At 73.7% G+C, this 16,997-nt stretch carries 14 protein-coding genes; 6 read left to right on the top strand and 8 right to left on the bottom strand.

The annotated features are described in order from the left end of the window. The first annotated feature begins 19 nt into the window (after window positions 1-19). Window positions 20-946, top strand: a complete 927-nt coding sequence (locus IE242_RS29510) for an SCO2102 family sporulation regulator (protein WP_189864617.1) — start codon at window positions 20-22, stop codon at window positions 944-946. 93 nt (window positions 947-1,039) lie between these two features. Here IE242_RS29510 and IE242_RS29505 read toward each other — a convergent pair whose 3' ends face one another. The 4 genes from IE242_RS29505 to IE242_RS29490 form a co-directional block, all read right to left on the bottom strand. Beyond that, entirely contained in the window at window positions 1,040-2,554 is a 1,515-nt protein-coding gene (locus tag IE242_RS29505) for a phytoene desaturase family protein (RefSeq protein WP_189864615.1), read from the bottom strand. Between the two features lie 489 nt (window positions 2,555-3,043). Continuing rightward, window positions 3,044-3,676 (bottom strand): TetR/AcrR family transcriptional regulator, encoded by a 633-nt coding sequence (locus IE242_RS29500; RefSeq protein WP_189864613.1) that lies wholly within the window; start codon window positions 3,674-3,676, stop codon window positions 3,044-3,046. A 35-nt stretch (window positions 3,677-3,711) separates the two neighbouring features. Next, a complete protein-coding gene (locus tag IE242_RS29495) occupies window positions 3,712-5,796 on the bottom strand; it encodes a YhgE/Pip family protein (RefSeq protein WP_189864611.1) in 2,085 nt (694 codons plus the stop codon). Next, window positions 5,768-6,580 carry an ATP-binding cassette domain-containing protein gene (locus tag IE242_RS29490; protein WP_189864609.1) on the bottom strand — a complete coding sequence of 271 codons (813 nt, stop codon included), beginning with the start codon at window positions 6,578-6,580 and terminating at the stop codon, window positions 5,768-5,770. The genes IE242_RS29495 and IE242_RS29490 overlap by 29 nt, the downstream gene beginning before the upstream one ends. 203 nt (window positions 6,581-6,783) lie before the next feature. On the opposite strand from IE242_RS29490, the gene IE242_RS29485 reads away from it, so the two are divergent. The 3 genes from IE242_RS29485 to IE242_RS29475 all read left to right on the top strand — a co-directional run bounded on the left by IE242_RS29485 (window position 6,784) and on the right by IE242_RS29475 (window position 8,964). Further along, window positions 6,784-7,341 carry an SAV_6107 family HEPN domain-containing protein gene (locus tag IE242_RS29485; protein ID WP_189864607.1) on the top strand — a complete coding sequence of 186 codons (558 nt, stop codon included), beginning with the start codon at window positions 6,784-6,786 and terminating at the stop codon, window positions 7,339-7,341. A 168-nt stretch (window positions 7,342-7,509) separates the two neighbouring features. Then, window positions 7,510-8,295, top strand: coding sequence for a methyltransferase (locus IE242_RS29480; RefSeq protein ID WP_189864605.1), 786 nt, complete (start codon window positions 7,510-7,512; stop codon window positions 8,293-8,295). Window positions 8,296-8,571: 276 nt separating this feature from the next. After that, a complete protein-coding gene (locus tag IE242_RS29475) occupies window positions 8,572-8,964 on the top strand; it encodes an SCO2097 family morphological protein (RefSeq protein WP_189864603.1) in 393 nt (130 codons plus the stop codon). 285 nt (window positions 8,965-9,249) lie between these two features. Here the strand turns inward: IE242_RS29475 and IE242_RS29470 are convergent, their stop codons facing one another. The 4 genes from IE242_RS29470 to IE242_RS29455 all read right to left on the bottom strand — a co-directional run bounded on the left by IE242_RS29470 (window position 9,250) and on the right by IE242_RS29455 (window position 14,909). Continuing rightward, complete coding sequence (locus IE242_RS29470; RefSeq protein ID WP_189864601.1) at window positions 9,250-11,655, bottom strand: transglutaminase TgpA family protein; 2,406 nt, start codon at window positions 11,653-11,655, stop codon at window positions 9,250-9,252. Then, on the bottom strand, window positions 11,652-13,022 hold the full coding sequence (locus IE242_RS29465) for a DUF58 domain-containing protein (RefSeq protein WP_189864599.1): 1,371 nt from the start codon (window positions 13,020-13,022) through the stop codon (window positions 11,652-11,654). Before IE242_RS29465 ends, IE242_RS29470 begins: the two co-directional genes overlap by 4 nt. Then, window positions 13,022-14,059 (bottom strand): AAA family ATPase, encoded by a 1,038-nt coding sequence (locus IE242_RS29460; protein ID WP_189864597.1) that lies wholly within the window; start codon window positions 14,057-14,059, stop codon window positions 13,022-13,024. Before IE242_RS29460 ends, IE242_RS29465 begins: the two co-directional genes overlap by 1 nt. A 301-nt stretch (window positions 14,060-14,360) precedes the next feature. Continuing rightward, on the bottom strand, window positions 14,361-14,909 hold the full coding sequence (locus tag IE242_RS29455; RefSeq protein WP_189864595.1) for a beta-class carbonic anhydrase: 549 nt from the start codon (window positions 14,907-14,909) through the stop codon (window positions 14,361-14,363). 448 nt (window positions 14,910-15,357) lie between these two features. Between IE242_RS29455 and rsmH the strand changes: the two genes are divergently transcribed. Both rsmH and ftsL read left to right on the top strand, forming a co-directional pair. Continuing rightward, window positions 15,358-16,314: a 16S rRNA (cytosine(1402)-N(4))-methyltransferase RsmH gene (gene rsmH / locus IE242_RS29450; protein WP_189864593.1), complete on the top strand. Its 957-nt coding sequence runs from the start codon at window positions 15,358-15,360 to the stop codon at window positions 16,312-16,314. 131 nt (window positions 16,315-16,445) lie between these two features. Then, window positions 16,446-16,997: a cell division protein FtsL gene (gene ftsL / locus IE242_RS29445; protein WP_189864591.1), complete on the top strand. Its 552-nt coding sequence runs from the start codon at window positions 16,446-16,448 to the stop codon at window positions 16,995-16,997.

Here is a 16,997-nt window from a genome sequence, read left to right as displayed (position 1 = left end):
CGCAGGGAGAGGGGCGTACATGGGCTGGACGGTCCTCTACATCGCATTCGGCATCGTCGCGCTGTGGCTGCTCGGCGAGGTGCTGCTGCAGTACAAGGCGCGGTTGCGCTGGCGGCTGCTCGCCTTCGTCGGCTTCCTCGGCGTCGTCCTCGGCGTCCTGATCCCCTCCGTGCTGGTCATCGCGCTGGGAGCCGTCGCCTTCGCGGTCGGGCAGACCTATGTGACGCTGTCCTTCCGCCGCGGTTTCTCCACCGGCTGGGCCATCAACCACCGCTCGCGCGACGAAGGCTCCGGCAGCAAGCGCCGCCGCGGCGAGCCGGAGCGCCAGGAACCCACGCTGGAGGTCTCCGGCCTGGAGGAGACCGGCGTGGCCGACCCCTACGGGGAGCGAGAGGCATTCGACGGGGACGACGACGTGTTCGCCCCCCAGCGGACCGACCCGTCCGACGTCGATGCCACCGCGGTGTACTCGCCGCAGCCCCTGCCGGACGAGACCGGCAGCTACGGCGTGTACAGCGACCCCGCGTACGCCGCCGCCCCCGACGCGTCCTACGCCACGGTCGGCCAGTCCCCGGACCAGTCCTTCCCGTACGACGGCTACTCCGGCTACGACCAGCAGCAGTACGGCTACGACCAGGGCCAGGACCAGCACCAGCAGCAGTACGCCGCCTACTCCGATCCGTACGTCGGGAACCAGGGCTACGACGGCGGCGCGTACGGCACCGGCTACGGCGGCCAGCAGGCGTACGGGCAGCAGGGGTACGGCCAGGACCAGTACGCCGCCGGCGGGTACGGCGAGACACCGCCCGGCGGGGTGTGGGTGCCGCAGCAGCGGACCACCGATGACCCGTTCGGCGCCGAGCTCCCGGCGGAGCAGCCGTACCCGTACCAGGGCGACGGGCACGGGACCGGCCACGGATACGACGGGCAGCAGTACCGGTACTGACGGGTCGGCCGGTACTGCCGGTACTGCCGGTACTGCCGGACAGACCGGTGCCGAGGTACCGACCGGCGCCCACGGGTCATCGGTGCCGATGGCTCACTGAGAGCCGCGGAAGTCCGGTCCCTCCACGATCAGCCCCGCGACCAGCGCGCCCGACATGCCCGCGTGCGGCAGGCCGCCGCCCGGGTGCGCCCAGCCGCCGGCCAGGTAGAGCCCGGGGAGGCGGGTGGTGTTGCCCGGCAGCAGGAAGCGGCCCTCGGCCGCGGCGAGCGCGGGCGGCGACACGGAGCCGTCCTCGGCACCCGTCTCGCGCGCGGTGTGGGCGGGGGTGCGCACCTCGCGCCACAGGAGGCGCTCCCGCAGCCCGGGAACGGCTGACTCCGCGGCGGTGACGAGGAGTTCCGCGAACCGCTCCGCCGTGCCGGCGGCCTCCCGGCCGGCCGTGAGCGGGGCCGCCGCCGACACCACCACCGACTCGTGCCCGTCGTCCGGCCGCAGGGCCGGGTCGTCCGGGCGCAGCACGGTCACCGTGGGGCGTGCCGGGTCGCCGGCGCCGGCCCGGCCGCTCAGGAAGTCCAGCTCCGCGGCGCGGTCGGGAGCGTGCACGACCGTGCGGTGCGCCGCACCGGCCTCCGGCCCGCCGCGCAGGGCCAGCAGCACGGTGAACCGCCCGGCGAGCGCCGGCCGGCGCCCGGGCCGTACGTCGCCGTCCTCCTGGAGCGGACGCTCCGTCAGACCGGCCACGCGCGCGGGGGCCACAGCGGCGACCACGTGATCCGCCTCAGCGACCGTACGGTCGGCCAACTCCAGCCCGGCGGCCCGCCCGTCCTTCTCGACGATCCGGACGACCTCGGCGCCGAACACGAACTCCACCCGGCGCGCCCGGCACCGTTCGTACAGGGCCCGCGCCAGCTCCCGCATCCCGCCGCGCACGTACCAGGTGCCGAAGGCGTGGTCCATGTACGGCAGCACGGCCGCGCTCGCCGGAGCGGTCCGCGGATCCAGGCCGTACGCCAGCGCGTGGCTCTCCAGGAGGGCCGTGAGACGCGCATCGCGCAGCTCGTACGCGCCGATCTCGGCGAGCGTGCTCGCCCGCCGGGTGCGCAGCAGCCGCCTGTGGGGCACCGCCGGGTACGGCTCGCGCTCGCCGAGCACCTGCCAGTCGGCCCACAGGGGCTCCTCCAGCAGCGGCCGCCGTGTCCGGTCCCAGGCCTCGCGGGCCCGTACCAGGAAGTCGCCCCACCGGTCGCCCGCGCCCGATCCGAGTGCCGTGTTCAGTGCGCCGACCGCGCCCGCGCGCGAGGCGTTCGGCAGGAGGACGTCCGTGCCGTCCGGGAAGACGTGCCGCGCGGCCGGGTCCACCCGGACCAGCTCGACGCACTCCTCCAGCGGCTCCTTGCCGGTCTTGATGAACAGGTCGCGGTAGACGGCGGGCAGCGGCAGCAGACCGGGGCCGGTGTCGAAGGCGAAGCCGTCCCGCTCGAAGCGGCCCACCGCCCCGCCGTACGTCTCCGTCCGCTCGTACACCACCACCCGGTGGCCCGCGACGGCCAGCCGGGCGGCGGCCGCCATCGCGCCCATCCCGGCGCCGATCACCGCAATCCGTGCCATGCGGGCGACTTTATCGGCCGCCACCGACAGCCCGGCCGGAGGCCCGGGAGTACGGGACGGGCGGATGAGTTCGGATACGGACGCGAACGTCACCAGTCGGTGACGGTGTGTTCTGGGGGTGAGCACGCAGGTCTGAGTATCCGTACCTATTCGATGAGATGAGTACGCGCGCGGATGGGTCCCGACCTGCGCGAACGAGAGAGTGGAGGCACGGAAAGGGGCGCGGCTCCGGCACCGCCGGCACGGGGCGGCGGAACGGTGCGCGCGCCCTTGGCCGCTCCTTCCGCCGAGCCCCACAGCCGGCGGAAGCGAGGCACGGGGGAGTTCCGGGGGAGACCACACGGGGGAGCGCGGGGGACACGGGGGAACGGGGGAACGGGGGAGTACGGCGAAAGCGCCGGTCCGGGGTGGCTCGCGGGGGACGTGGCCACAGCGGACCGGCGCTTCGTCATGGGTCCCGGCCGTCAGCACGGCCCCGCGGCCCGCGCGCTAACGGCCGCCGCTCACCCGCCCCTGCAGCAGCCGGGACAGCGCCGCGTGCACCTCGTCCAGCGAACGCTCCGGCTGGAACGCCTGCCAGTCCAGGGCGGCCACCAGCACCATGCCCACCAGTGCCGCCGCGGTCAGCGGGATGTCGAGTTCCTCGCTCAGCTCACCGCTGGCGATGCCCTCCCGCAGCACGTCCTCGACGACCGCGACCGCCTCCTGGCGCACCACCAGCAGCGTGGACTGCCAGGCCCGGTTGGTGCGCCACAGCTCCGCCACGTACAGCTGGGTGAAGGCCGGATAGCGGTCGATGAACACGAGTCCGGCCCGGATCATCGCGTCCAGGGCGTCGACCCTGCTGCCGCCCTCGCCGGCGGTGCGCTCGGCCGCCTCCCGGAGGGAGGCGGTGAGGAGGCCCACTCCGTGCCGGAGCAGTTCCTCGAAGAGGACCGACTTGCTCGCGAAGTTGTAGTAGACGGTGCCCTTGGCCACCCCCGCGCGCTCGGCGATCTCGTCCACCGTGGTGGCGGAGAACCCTTGTTCGGCGATGAGGGTGACGGCAGCTTCGTAGAGCTTCTGCCGGGTCGCCTCGCGACGGCTGCTGCCGCCCCCTGACGTGGCCGTGCTGCTTTCCATGGCGTCGATTCTCACAGCAGACGGCGCCCGCGCGGTCACAGGCTCAGTTCCGGGTGCAGTCGGTCGAGGGTCCACACCTGCTTGCGGCGGGCGGCCAGGGCGGTCAGCGCGAGGGCGCCCGCGGTGAAGGCCGCCAGCACGGCGCACGCCTGCCAGACCGGGCCGAGACCGCCGCCCGTGATGAGCCGCCGGAGGGCCTCGACGACGTGACTCATGGGCAGGAAGGGGTGGACGGCGTTGAAGAAGCCCGGACTGGTCTGCACGGGATACGTGCCGCCCGCGGACGTCAGCTGAAGCATCAGGAACGCCAGGACGAGGATCCGGCCCGCCGCCCCGAAGCGCGCGTTGAGCCACTGCACGATCGCCGCGAAGCACGCCGTCACCAGGAACAGGAAACCCACCGTCCCGGCCGCCCGCGCCATCTCCAGACCCAGCGCCCAATGGAGCACCGACATCAGGGCCGCCACCTGCAGCGTCCCCAGGGCGGCCACCGGCAGCCAGCCCGCCAGCGCGATCCGCCACGCGGAGGCGCCCGCCGCGAGCGCGCGCCGGTTGAGCGGTGGGATCAGCATGTACGCCACCATCGCGCCCACCCAGAGGGACAGCGGGATGAAGTACGGGGCGAAGCCGGTGCCGTAGTTGGGCGCCTTGTGCAGGTCACTGGAGGCCAGCCGGACCGGGTCGGCCATCACCTCGGTGCGCCGGTCGCGGTCGTCCTCGCCGTAGTCGGGAATCTTGTCGGCGCCGTCGTGCAGTCCGCCCGCGAGTTTCCCGGAGCCGTCGACCAGCTTGTACAGGCCCCCCTTGAGGTCCGCCGCGCCCGCCTTCAGCTCGCCGACGCCCGTGTCGAGGTCCATCGCGCCCTCCTCGGCCGTGCCGAGGCCGGTGTGCAGCGTCTTCGCGCCCTCGGCGACGCGTGCGGCGCCCTCGTCGAGCGCGTCGATCTTGGCGACCGCGTCGTCGAGGTCGTCGGAGAGGTGGGGCGCCGCCTCGGCGAGGGCCCTGGCCTGCCGCTGGAGGGTCACCAGGTCCTGGTCGAGGGCCCGCATGTCCCCGCCGTGGTCCCGCACCACCGTGTCGACGTCCGCGGCGAGCGTCGCCGCGTCGGCCGCCGCCTCCTTGGCCTTCTTCAGGTCGTCGCAGGCCGGGTCGGGCACGGGCTGCTCCGCACAGCGCCTGCCGTACACGTCGTCGAGCGCCTCGGAGGCCGTACGGGTGCCGCTCGCCGCTGCCGGGGCGGCCTTCACGAACGCGTCCAGGTGGTCGCGGATCACGCCCGCGGAGTCGGCCACCAGGTTCGCCGTGTCCGCGATCGTCCTGCCGTTCTTCTCCAGGAAGGGCCGCACCTGGTCCGCCGCGCCGCCGACCTTCTCGGCGAGCGTCCGGGTGCCCGCCGCGACCTGCGCCGAGCCCTGCTCCAGGTCTCCGGCGCCGCTGTCGAGCCTCTTCAGGCCGCCCGCCAGGTCGCCGCTGCCCTCCTTGGCGTCCGCGAGCCCGTCCGCGAGGTCCTGGGAGCCCTGCTCGGCCTTCCCGATCCCGCCCTTGAGGTCGTCGGCCCCCTCGGCGGCCTTCTGCGTCTCGTCGTGGAGGTCGGAGAACGAGATGAAGATCCGGTCCAGGAACGTCCGCGACGCCTTCGTGGACGCGGCCGTGCGCACCTCCGCGAACACCGTCCGGGAGAGCTGCCCGACGATGTAGTTGTTCGCGTCGTTCGTCCGCACCTGGAGGGCGCCCGTCTCGGGCGAGTCGCCGGAACTGGACGCGATCCGCTCGCTGAAGCCGGCGGGCATGGTCAGCGACAGGTAGTAGGTGCCGTCCTCGACACCCGCGCGCGCCTCCTCGGCGCTCACCTCGTGCCAGTCGAACACGTCGCTGTCCCGCAGCCGCTCGGCGATGTCGTCGCCCGCGGTGAGCCTCTCCCCGTCCGCCGTCGTCCCCTTGTCGTCGTTCACCAGCGCCACGGGCACGCGGTCCAGACGGCCGTACGGGTCCCAGAAGGACCACAGGTACAGGGCGCCGTACAGCAGCGGCAGCAGCAGGAGCGAGGCCAGCGCCGCGCGCGGGAGCCTTCCCCTGCCGAACCGCCTGAGCTCAAGCGCGGCCAGCCTCGGCGAGCGCATCCGCCGTCTCCTCGCTGTCGTCGTTCGTGGGGGCCGGTTCCTCGTGGGCGTCGGAGGTCCGGACGCGGACCGCCCCCTCGGGGGCCTCGCTGCACACCGCCAGCACCGTGGTCCCGGCCGCGGCAAGGGACCCCAACAGGGCCCACGCCTCGCTCCGTTCGGCGTCGGAGAGCTTCAGGGCGACGTCGTCCACGCCGAGGAGACGGGGCCGGCCGATCAGCGCGAGCGCCACGGACAGCCGCAGCGCCTCCAGCCGTTCGAGATCGCGTACGGCGGTACGGGACCCCTTGGGCAGCGTCTCCGGGGCGAGTCCGGCAGCGGCCAGCGCGCCCTCGACGCGCGGCGTCGCCTCAGCGGTCACGCCGGCCCGGGGCCGCAGCAGCCCGCGCAGCGAGCCGCGCACGGAGCCGCCGAACCGCCGCTCCAGCAGCGCCCGTTCCCGCAGGTGCTCGCCGACGGTCAGGGCCGGGTCCAGATCGGTGACGCCGGGGACGTGGGCGAGCGCGCCGATCCGGCGGACGGCCGCCATGTGCCGGGGCAGCCGGTGCGGCCCGACCTCGGCGTGCCCCTCCGAGAACCTCATCCGGCCGGTGAGCGCCAGCAGCAGACAGGTCCGGCCCGACCCCGAGGGGCCCTCGATCGCGACGAGCGCGCCGGCCGCCGCGTGGAACCCGACTCCCCGGAAGGCCCAGCCACGCGGCCCCTTCAGCCCGAGGCCCTCGGCCTCGACGGCCACGCCCTCGGCCCCTGCGGTGTCGCCGTGGGGCCGTTGAGGCTCGTCCATGTACCCCTCGCTGCCCTGATCGGGAGCGCCGGCCCGGCCGGGCCCCCACTTTTGCACTGACTGGTCAGTTCAAAAACTACTCCGTACCTGTGAGCGAGGCAAAAGTCCAGGTCAGAACGGATTGTCAGTGCCATACCTCACGATGGGCACATACGGCACCTTCGTCAGGGGCGTGCCGTCACGCAGACGACAGGAGGTTCGTCATGGCCAGCCACCACGCCCGCGCCGCAGGCCGGCGCCGTGCCACCGGCCCTGCCCCCTCACTGACCGGCCCGGCGAGCGACGTGCACCCCGTGCTCCGCCGGGCCACGGCTCCGCCCGCCGCCCTCGATCTGCTCGCCCAGGCCCGCGCCGGCCTCGACGAGGCGGCCGGGCTGGAAGCGCCCAACGAGCGGTACGCCACGGCCCACCTCGCCGCACTGCGCACCGCCGCCGCCGTGCTCGCCGCGCGCGGCCGGCCGGAGACCGGCCCCCGGCGCCGGGCCCGCATCAGGAGCGCCTGGGAAGTGCTCCCCGAGATCGCGCCCGAACTCACCGAGTGGAGCGCCTTATTCGCCTCCGGCGCCCCCCGCCGCGCCCGCGCCGAGGCCGGCATCCGGAACGCCGCGAGCGCCCGCGACGCCGACGACCTCATACGCGACGTGGAGATGTTCCTCCGCATCGTCGAGCGCATGCTGGTCCTCCAGCCCGTCCTGCCCCGGTCCCGGCGGGACGGAGACCCGGATGTGCCGGACGCCCCGGACGTGCCGCACGCGGGCTGAGCGGCGCCGGAGGCACGCTAGGTGGTGGCGGGGATGCGGGCCTCCTCTGACTTCCCATTAGGGTGGGGAGCGCCGTACGCTCCGCCGCGGCCACCCGGCGCGGGCGGAGGCAAGCCGCCCATCGCTCCGCCGCACAGCAGGCGGTGCCGTGCCGAGGAGTCAACTGCCGTGTCGGACCTGCGACCCCGCGCTTCTCTCCGTACCGCCGTGGTCTGGGAGGTCCTGAAGGACGCCCTCGACCGCCGGGCCAAAGCCGCGGGGCACGAGGCACACGGTGGCCAGGGAGTCCTCGATGTGCTGGACACCGGAGGCGGCAGCGGCAACTTCGCGGTGCCTGTGGCCGGGCTCGGCCACCGCGTCACGGTCGTCGACCCCAGCCCCAACGCCCTCTTCGCGCTGGAGCGCCGCGCCGCCGAGGCCGGCGTCGCCGACCGGGTACGAGGTGTCCAGGGCGACGCGCACGGCCTCTTCGATGTCGTCGAGCGCGGCGGTTACGACGTGGTGCTGTGCCACGGAGTCCTGGAGTACGTGGACGACCCCGCCGAGGGCCTCGGCAACGCGGTCGCCGCGCTGCGCCCCGGCGGCGTCCTCAGCGTGCTCGCCGCGGGCCTGGGCGGAGCCGTGCTGGCACGGGCCCTCGCCGGTCACTTCAAGGAGGCCAGGCGGGCGCTCGACGACCCGGACGGACGCTGGGGCGAGGGCGACCCCGTCCCGCACCGCTTCACCGCCGAGCAGCTCACCGCCCTCGTCGGGGACGCGGGCCTGACGGTCGCCGCCGTGCACGGCGTACGGGTCTTCGCGGACCTGGTCCCCGGTGTGCTCGTGGACACCGAGCCGGGAGCCATGGAGGCGCTGCTGAAGCTGGAGGCCGCGGCGGCCGAGCTGCCCGCGTTCCACTCCGTGGCCACACAGCTCCATGTGCTGGGTGAGGCGCGAGGGACGGCCGAAGCCTGAGTGTCTCCCCGGGCGACGCCCTGATCAGGGGCTCGTCCGCAGATGGAGTACGCCACAGGCCCCCCGATCTGGCGCGACGCGCCGTATGATCGAGGGAGACCGTCCGGCATGACGGGCCGGTCACCGGGGAATCCACACCTCAGTGAACCGGAGTGCCATGACGGGTCCCGGTTGGCGAATTGGCGTAGAGGGGCGGGTTTCACGGGGGCGATTCCCTGCCTATCCTGAAGAGGACCCCCTGGGTCGCCCTGGCGACCGCACGATGAGGAGGACTCCGTGCCGCTCTCGGAGCACGAGCAGCGAATGCTCGAGCAGATGGAGCGAGCGCTGTACGCCGAAGATCCCAAGTTCGCGACAGCGCTTGAGGGAAGCGGGCTGCGTACGTACACCCGGCGACGGGTCTACCAAGCGGTCGTGGGCTTCCTGGTGGGTATCGCGCTCCTCATGGCCGGAATGGTCGTACAAGAGATCATCTGGGTCAGCGTGGTGGGGTTCCTCGTCATGCTGGGCTGCGCAGTGCTCGCCGTCACCGGCTGGCGCAAGGCCCCCAAGCCGGGTGAGCAGCCGTCCGGCGCTGCCGGCGGCGCCCGCAGCCCACGACAGCGCCGCTCCATGATGGACCGCATCGAACAGCGCTGGCAGCGTCGCCGCGACGAGCAGGGCCACTAGGTCCGACCGGGCTGCCCACACCTACAGCAACGTTCGAGGGGTGACCGTCCACCGGACGGTCACCCCTCAAACGTGCCTGCTCGAACATGCCCGGGCCCGGCGGCTCACGTCCGGCCGCCGAGACATCGGGCTGCCCACCGAGGCACCGCACCGACAGCCGAAACACCGGGGCTGCCCGCCGAGGGGACCCCGGCGGGCAGCCACCATCCGTTCCAGCCGGTCAAGCCGTTCCCGCCGGTCGACCGGTGAGCCGGACGGCGGTCAGCCTCTCGTTCCTCCGCTCCCTCACCCGTTCTGGCCGGACGGGCGGCGCAGCGTGGGGCGGCGGGCCGAGAGCTCCCTCCTGAGCGCCGCCCAGCGGGCCGACGCCGCCCAGACCACCCGGACGGTCGACCGCGGGATCAGCAGGGCCCGCAGCCGCGTGCCACGGTCGGCCCGCGCACCGAGGGCGACCGCGACTCTGCGGGCGTCCTCGGCGACTCCCGGCACCGGGTACGGACGCGGGGCGTAGAGAACCTGTTCCACCGCTCCCGCCAGACGGTGCAGCGCCGCCGTCGCCGGTTCGTCCAGCTGACCGAGCCGTACGATCCGCGCGGCGGCCTTGCGCGGCGTCTGCGACTCGTCCGGCGCGATCCCGAAGTCCCACGCCGTGTCGGTCACCTCCTGCCACGCCGCCAGCGTGTGGGCGGCCGCGCCCTCGGCCGTACGGCCGTGGGAACCGAGCCGTACGGCGCGTATCCGCTGTCGCCACAGCAGGGGCAGCAGCGGCAGCGCCACCACCACGAGGACCCCCAGGGGCACCACCGGGTACGGGTACAGCCACCAGGGCGGGCCGTCGTCATGCGCGTCCGCCGCAGCCGCCGGGGACTCGCTCCCGCACCCGTCCAGCCTCCGCTGCTGCAAGGTGCAGCTCTCGCTCGCCGACGGCGCGGCCGACGGCTCGGCGGCCGCCGACTGCGAGGGCCGGGCCACGTCCGGCAGACCACTGCCGTCCGGTGCCTCGGTCCGTGTGTACGAGGGGGTCGTCCCACGGGTCGGGGTCGGTTCGAAACGGGTCCAGCCCACGCCCTCGAAGTACAGCTCCGGCCATGCGTGCGCGTCCCGCAGGCCCACCGTCATCGAACCGTCCGCCTGCGGCGAACCGGGCGTGAAGCCCACCGCGACCCGCGCCGGTATGTCCAGCGTGCGGGCCATCGCGGCCATCGCGAAGGAGAAGTGGACGCAGAAGCCCTCCTTGTCCCTCAGGAACCGCGCTATCGCGGCCGAACCGCTGCCCACCTCCACCTGTGTGTCGTAGGTGAAGCCGCCGCCCACCGCGAACCAGTCCTGGAGCTTGACCGCCCGCTCGTAGTCGTTCGACGAGCCCGCGGTCACCTCACGCGCCGTCCGTGCCACGACCGGGGGCAGCGACCGCGGTACGTCCGTGAACTCGCGCCTGAGCTCGGCCGAGGCCTCCGGCGCGCCCGCGAGCTGTTCCGCGGTCGGCTGCACGATCAGGCTCCGGACCCCGTAGCTCATGCCCCGGGTGTTCTGCCCGTGGTCGCCGACGAGGGTGCGGCCCACCGGCTCGTAGCGCCAGTCGCCGCCGATGTCCACGGCCGTCGCCGGGAACGGCATCGGCAGCCAGTCCTGCCCGTAGTCCTTCGCCGCGGAGATCCGGGTCTCGATCTCGGTCCGCCTGATGTCGGGGCCGAGCCCCCGGGGAGCCGGGAACGTGTCCGGCACGTCCTCGATGCGCCGCTGGGCCGGCTTCCAGGCCGTGCCGTCGAACTTGTCCAGGGAGACGATCCGCAGATACATGTCCTGCGTGTCGTCGGTGTTGGTGCGGTACGACATCACCTGGCGGTCCTGGTCCACGTTCAGGCTGTCGCGCAGCGACACCAGCGGGTTCACCGCGGAGATGGTGCCGCCGCCCCCGGAGCCCGAGCCCACCCCGGCGCCGGTGCCGTCCAGCAGCCCGCCGCCCAGCGCGGTCGGGCCGAGCGGCACCACCAGGGCGATGCCCAGCGCCACCGCACCGATGCGCCGGCCGGTACGGACGGGGGCGACCGCGGCACCGCCGGACTCCGTCCCCGCTCCGCCCGGGGCGCCGCTGAAGACCCGGCCCCACTGCGACAGCCGCTCCCGGCTCTCGGCCAGCAGCAGCATCAGATAGCCCACCGCGGCGACCGCGAACAACAGCAGCGGCCGCAGCCACGCCGAGTCGTCGGACAGCCCCGCGGCGACCGAGTACAGCGCGAGCAGCGGAAGCCCGGCGGGGGCGGCCGTGCGGAACGTCACCGCGAGGGCGTCCACCAGGAGCCCGATCACCAGCACCCCGCCGACCACCATCAGTTCGATGCCGTCGGTCAGCGGGGCGGGAGTCGCGTACTCCCCGACGTCCTCCGCGCCCGCCTGCAGCAGATGCGCGAAATGCTCGAAGACCCGCGGACCCGGAACGATGCCGGCGACGGCCTGGTCCCGGGCGAACACCCAGGTGAGCAGCAGCAGCGTCACCAGCACCTGGGCCGCCACGGTCAGCGGCCGGGCCAGCGGCACGGCGCGGGTCAGCGCGCCCACTCCACTCTGCACGCCCAGCAGCAGCGCCGCCTGCCAGATCCACAGGCTGTCGCCGACCAGCGGCAGCAGCGCGCACGCCGCCATCAGGGTGGCGGCCCAGGAGCACAGCGTCAGTCTCGCCCCGCCGCTCATGACCGTCCCTCCGTACCGCTCGCCGCCGCGACGGCCGTGCGCTGCCGCTCCGCCTGACGCCACAGGTCCGTCAGCGCGGCGCCGCGCGGCACCCGCAGGGCCGTCCAGCCCGCCTCATGGAGCATCCGCAGCGTCTTCTCGCTCCGCCGCCCCGCGCCGGGGGCGGGCACGTCGGTGGGACCGTGCCCCCACGCCTCGCTGTCCAGGAGGAAGGCGACAGCCCCGCCGCTGCGCCGGCGCATCCGGCCGACCAGGGCGGCCTGCTCCTCGTCGAGATCGCCGAGGAAGGCCACCAGCAGTCCCTCCTGCCCGCCGCGCAGCACGTCGTACGCGCGCGACAGGCCGGCGCCGTCGGAGTGGTCGATCACCGCGAGCATGTCCATCATCAGGCCCGCCGCGTCGGCCGACTCCTGGCCGGCGCCCGTGAACCCGTCGGCGCCCTCCCCGGGCACCGAACTGCCGGTGTCCGTCAGCAACCGTACGGAGAAGCCCCGCTCCAGCATGTGCGCCAGCACGGACGCCGTGCCGGAGACCGCCCACTCGAAGGCCGAGTCCGGGCCCGCGCCCTCGTAGGCGATGCCCCGGGTGTCCAGCAGCACCGTGCAGCGGGCGCGCTGCGGCTGCTCCTCACGGCGCACCATCAGCTCGCCGTAGCGGGCGGTCGAGCGCCAGTGCACCCGGCGCAGATCGTCGCCGTGCCGGTACCCGCGCGGGATCACGTCGTCCTCGCCCGCGAGGGCCAGCGAGCGCTGCCGCCCGTCGCCGTACCCCTTGGCCTCGCCGCTCAGGCGCACCGGCGGCAGGGGCTCCACGCGCGGGATGACCGTCAGGGTGTCGTACGTCGAGAAGGAGCGGGTGAGTTCGCACATGCCGAACGGGTCGGCCAGCCGCAGCTGGAGCGGCCCCAGCGGATAGCGGCCCCGCAGGTCCGAGCGCACCCGGTACGACACCTCGCGGCGGCCGCCCGCCTCCACCCGGTCCAGGACGAACCGCGGGCGCGGACCGAGCACGTACGGCACCCGGTCCTGGAGCATCAGCACTCCCGTCGGCAGCCGTGAGACGTTGTCCATCCGCAGATGGACGCGGGCCTCGGTACCGGCCGGCACGCGCGCGGGGGACAGGCGGCGGCTGCCCGCGACGCGGTAGCGCGTGCGGTACAGCACGATCGCGCAGACCGCCGGCAGCACGGCGAGCAGCAGGCCGACGCGGAGCAGATCCCCCTGCCCGAGGACATAGGCGCAGACGGCGGCGGCGACCCCGGCGGCGAGGAAGGAGCGTCCGCGGGTGGTGAGGCCGTCGAACACCGTGCGCAGGCCGCCCTTGCCGTCGGCGCGGTCCGGGCCGGCAGCCGGCGCCGCGGGGGTCATCACAGCCTCCGGGGCGGCCGGCCGTACGCGGACGTGCCGGGGACCGTCGGGAAGCCGCTGGGCGGCGGGGGCGCCGCCGCGGGGACGGGCGTGCGCTGCAGGATCTCCTCGACGACCTGCTCGGCGGTCCGGCGGTTCAACTGGGCCTGGGCGGTGGGCAGCAGACGGTGGGCCAGCACCGCGACGGCGAGCGCCTGCAGGTCGTCCGGCAGCGCGTACTCCCGGCCGCTGAGGGCGGCGGAGGCCTTCGCCGCGCGCAGCAGATGCAGCGTGGCGCGCGGCGAGGCGCCGAGTCTCAGGTCGGGGTGGGTGCGGGTGGCCCCCACGAGATCGACCGCGTACCGCCGGACGGCCTCCGAGACGTGCACGCCCCGTACGGCCTCCACCAGCTTGACGATCTCGTGCGCGTGGGCCACCGGCTGCAGGTCCTCCAGCGGCGAGACACCGCCGTGGACGTCCAGCATCCGCAGCTCCGCGTCCGCGCTCGGATAGCCGACGGAGACGCGCGCCATGAAGCGGTCGCGCTGCGCCTCCGGGAGCGGATAGGTGCCCTCCATCTCCATCGGGTTCTGCGTGGCCACCACCATGAAGGGGCTCGGCAGCTCGTAGGTCTTGCCGTCGATGGTGACCTGGCGCTCCTCCATCGACTCCAGGAGCGCGGACTGCGTCTTGGGCGAGGCGCGGTTGATCTCGTCGCCGATCACGATCTGCGCGAAGATCGCCCCCGGCTTGAACTCGAAGTCCCGCCGCTGCTGGTCCCAGATGGACACGCCGGTGATGTCCGACGGCAGCAGGTCCGGCGTGAACTGGATGCGCCGCACCGAGCAGTCGATGGACCGCGCCAGCGCCTTGGCCAGCATGGTCTTGCCGACGCCGGGCACGTCCTCGATCAGCAGATGTCCCTCGGCGAGCAGCACCGTCAGCGAAAGCCGTACGACCTCCGGCTTGCCCTCGATCACCTCTTCTACCGAACTGCGGACGCGATCCACAGTGGCGGTCAGATCAGTAAGGCTCGCTCGTTCGTCATAGGTCGTCACCCGGCCCTCCTCGGCCCTTCCCCTAGCGCTGCGAGAGCAGGGGACACCCCCAACTCCCCGGGCCGACGCTCCGCGTTGCGGACCGGCCCACCCCGAATCACGGACACCACGCGCGAAAAGTTCCGCGTGACGCCACACCCGCATTCTTGCCGCCGTTACCGATTCGTGTCACTCGCCTGTGGACAACTGCCGGCGATATGCCGGACTCGCGGTGTTTCAGGCGCGGCAGAATCGGTACGGCGGCGTGGCCGACGGGCTTCGAGTGCGTGCCCCGTGCCGGGTGACGAATACGGGGCGTGTCCTACGCGGCTTCGATCTCGCGCAGCAGACCCGTCTTCACATCGAAGACAAAACCGCGCACGTCGTCGGTGTGCAGCAGGAAGGGCGAGGTGCGCACGCGCCGCATCGACTGCCGCACGTCCTGGTCGACGTCCCGGAACGACTCCACCGCCCACGACGGGCGCTGGCCGATCTCCATCTCGAGCTCGTGCCGGAACTCCTCGGTGAGGGACTCCAGGCCGCAGCCCGTGTGGTGGATCAGGACGACGCTGCGGGTGCCGAGCGCCCGCTGGCTGATGGTCAGGGAGCGGATCACGTCGTCGGTGACGACCCCGCCCGCGTTGCGGATGGTGTGACAGTCGCCCAGCTCCAGGCCGAGCGCGGCATGCAGGTCGAGGCGGGCGTCCATACAGGCCACGACCGCGACCTGGCGGACGGGACGCGCGTCCATGCCCGGGTCGGTGAAAGCCTCGGCGTATTGCTGGTTCGCCTCCACCAGCTGGTCGGTGACGGTGCCCCCGGCGGGTATGGCGCCTTCGGGTCCGGTGGGAACTGATGCGGAAGTCGTCATGCCTATGACGTTACTGGTCAACCGGGCCGGGGCGCGTCCTGGGCAGGGACGAGGAACACGGGCGGCGCTGGTTGTGAGGTACCCCACACGCCCCGCGCGAGCGCGTCCGTATGGGTGATTGCGCTCTCTTCGCCGCCTGCCGCGGGGCGGGACCGCGACGCGCAGGCCGGTTGATTGACCGCGGGAAACCGTGGACTAAAGTGACGCGAAGCGGGAGGCGAGGTTCCCCCTGCTGGACTGACATCCCAGGAGAGCCGGCGACCGTCCGGTGTCTCCCCGCGTGCGCGGCGCGTACGTACGGCTCGGCCTTCTCCCGCTCCCGGCCGGCTGACGCTCTGAAGCGCCGGCGGGCCGCCCCCGTCACCGGGGGGGACCTCCCGGCGTCAGCCCGGGGGACGGCGGGGACCCGCGGCGGTGCGTACGGTCGCGCCGGACCTGAGAGGGCCCCTTGAGCAACAGCCGCCACGTTCCCGTCATGCTCCAGCGGTGCCTGGACATGCTGGCCCCGGCGCTCACGGAGCCGGGAGCCGTCGTGGTCGACTGCACCCTCGGGCTCGGCGGGCACAGCGAGGCGCTCCTCACGCGGTTTCCCGAGGCCCGGCTCGTCGCCCTGGACCGCGACAAGGAGGCGCTGCGTCTGTCCGGTGAGCGGCTCGCACCGTACGGGGAGCGCGCCACCCTGGTGCACGCCGTCTACGACGAACTGCCCGATGTGCTCGACCGCCTCGGCATCCCGCGCGTGCAGGGTGTCCTGTTCGACCTCGGGGTCTCCTCCATGCAGCTCGACGAGGCCGACCGCGGCTTCGCCTACGCCCAGGACGCCCCGCTCGACATGCGCATGGACCAGACGACGGGGATGAGCGCGGCCGAGGTGCTCAACACCTATCCGGCCGGTGAGCTGGTGCGGATCCTCCGGGCGTACGGCGAGGAGAAGCAGGCCAAGCGGATCGTCTCCGCGATCGTGCGCGAGCGCGAGAAGGAGCCGTTCACGAACAGCGCGCGGCTCGTCGAGCTGATCCGCGACGCCCTGCCGCAGGCCGCCAAGCGCACCGGCGGCAACCCCGCCAAGCGCACGTTCCAGGCGCTGCGCATCGAGGTCAACGGCGAACTGTCCGTCCTGGAGAGGGCGATCCCCGCGGCCGTGGAGGCGCTCGCGGTCGGCGGCCGGATCGCGGTCCTGTCGTACCACTCGCTGGAGGACCGGCTGGTGAAGCAGGTGTTCGCGGCGGGGGCGGCCTCCACCGCGCCGCCCGGGCTGCCCGTCGTCCCCGAGCGCTACCAGCCCCGGCTCAAGCTGCTCACCCGCGGTGCCGAACTTCCCACCGAGGAGGAGGTCGCCGAGAACCGGCGGGCCGCTCCCGCCCGGCTGCGGGGAGCGGAGCGCATCCGCGAGACCGTCGAGTGAGGTCTGAGGTCTGAGGTCTGAGGTCTGAGGTCTGCGGCCTGAGGCGTGAAGAGCGTGAGGCATGCCCGAGAAGGACGACAAGGAGGGGCGAGGGGTGCGAGGGCGCGTGAGTCGACCGGCAGGGAGGGCGTGTGCCTAGGAAACCCGAGCTGAGGGGGCGCGCCGCCCGGCTCGCACGGCTCTTCCCCATGGCGTCCGGCCAGGCCGCGCGCACCCCCTTCGTCCTCCTGGTCGTCCTGCTCCTGGGCGGCGGTCTCATCGGCCTGCTCGTGCTGAACTCCGCGCTCAGCGAGGGGTCGTTCAGGCTGGACGACCTCGAGCAGGACACCAAGGCCCTCACCGACGAGGAGCAGGCGCTCCAGCGGGACGTGGACGCGTACGCGGCCCCCGACGCCCTCCAGCGCCGCGCCCGCGAGCTGGGCATGGTCCCCGGCGGCGTGCCCGCCTTCCTGAACCCCGACGGCACCGTGAAAGGTGTACCGAGCCCCGCCACGGCGCGCTCCGCGGCCGTACCCCCGGCCCTCGCGCCCGAGCAGAGCGCCGCGCAGCCGCCCGCGAGCCCGGCGCCCGCTCCCTCGGCGTCCACGCCCGGGGCCGCCCCGGCACCGGCCACGCAGACCGCGGTCGCACCGTCCGCACAGCTCACCCGGCCCCCGCAGTCCGCCCCGACCTCCGGCAGGTGA

The organism is Streptomyces poonensis (genome assembly GCF_014650915.1).
Lineage (GTDB): Bacteria > Actinomycetota > Actinomycetes > Streptomycetales > Streptomycetaceae > Streptomyces > Streptomyces poonensis.
Note: the sequence above shows the minus strand (reverse complement) of the source record. Positions and strands in the feature narration are given on the sequence as shown.

What these genes read in the sequence shown, in the direction of transcription:
- IE242_RS29495 (WP_189864611.1), bottom strand. Translation starts at nt 5,796, where the DNA reads ATGCGCTCGCCGAGGCTGGCCGCGCTTGAGCTCAGGCGGTTCGGCAGG.
- IE242_RS29455 (WP_189864595.1), bottom strand. Translation starts at nt 14,909, where the DNA reads ATGACGACTTCCGCATCAGTTCCCACCGGACCCGAAGGCGCCATACCC.
- IE242_RS29465 (WP_189864599.1), bottom strand. Translation starts at nt 13,022, where the DNA reads ATGACCCCCGCGGCGCCGGCTGCCGGCCCGGACCGCGCCGACGGCAAG.
- IE242_RS29510 (WP_189864617.1), top strand. Translation starts at nt 20, where the DNA reads ATGGGCTGGACGGTCCTCTACATCGCATTCGGCATCGTCGCGCTGTGG.
- IE242_RS29505 (WP_189864615.1), bottom strand. Translation starts at nt 2,554, where the DNA reads ATGGCACGGATTGCGGTGATCGGCGCCGGGATGGGCGCGATGGCGGCC.
- IE242_RS29490 (WP_189864609.1), bottom strand. Translation starts at nt 6,580, where the DNA reads ATGGACGAGCCTCAACGGCCCCACGGCGACACCGCAGGGGCCGAGGGC.
- IE242_RS29470 (WP_189864601.1), bottom strand. Translation starts at nt 11,655, where the DNA reads ATGAGCGGCGGGGCGAGACTGACGCTGTGCTCCTGGGCCGCCACCCTG.
- IE242_RS29500 (WP_189864613.1), bottom strand. Translation starts at nt 3,676, where the DNA reads ATGGAAAGCAGCACGGCCACGTCAGGGGGCGGCAGCAGCCGTCGCGAG.
- IE242_RS29485 (WP_189864607.1), top strand. Translation starts at nt 6,784, where the DNA reads ATGGCCAGCCACCACGCCCGCGCCGCAGGCCGGCGCCGTGCCACCGGC.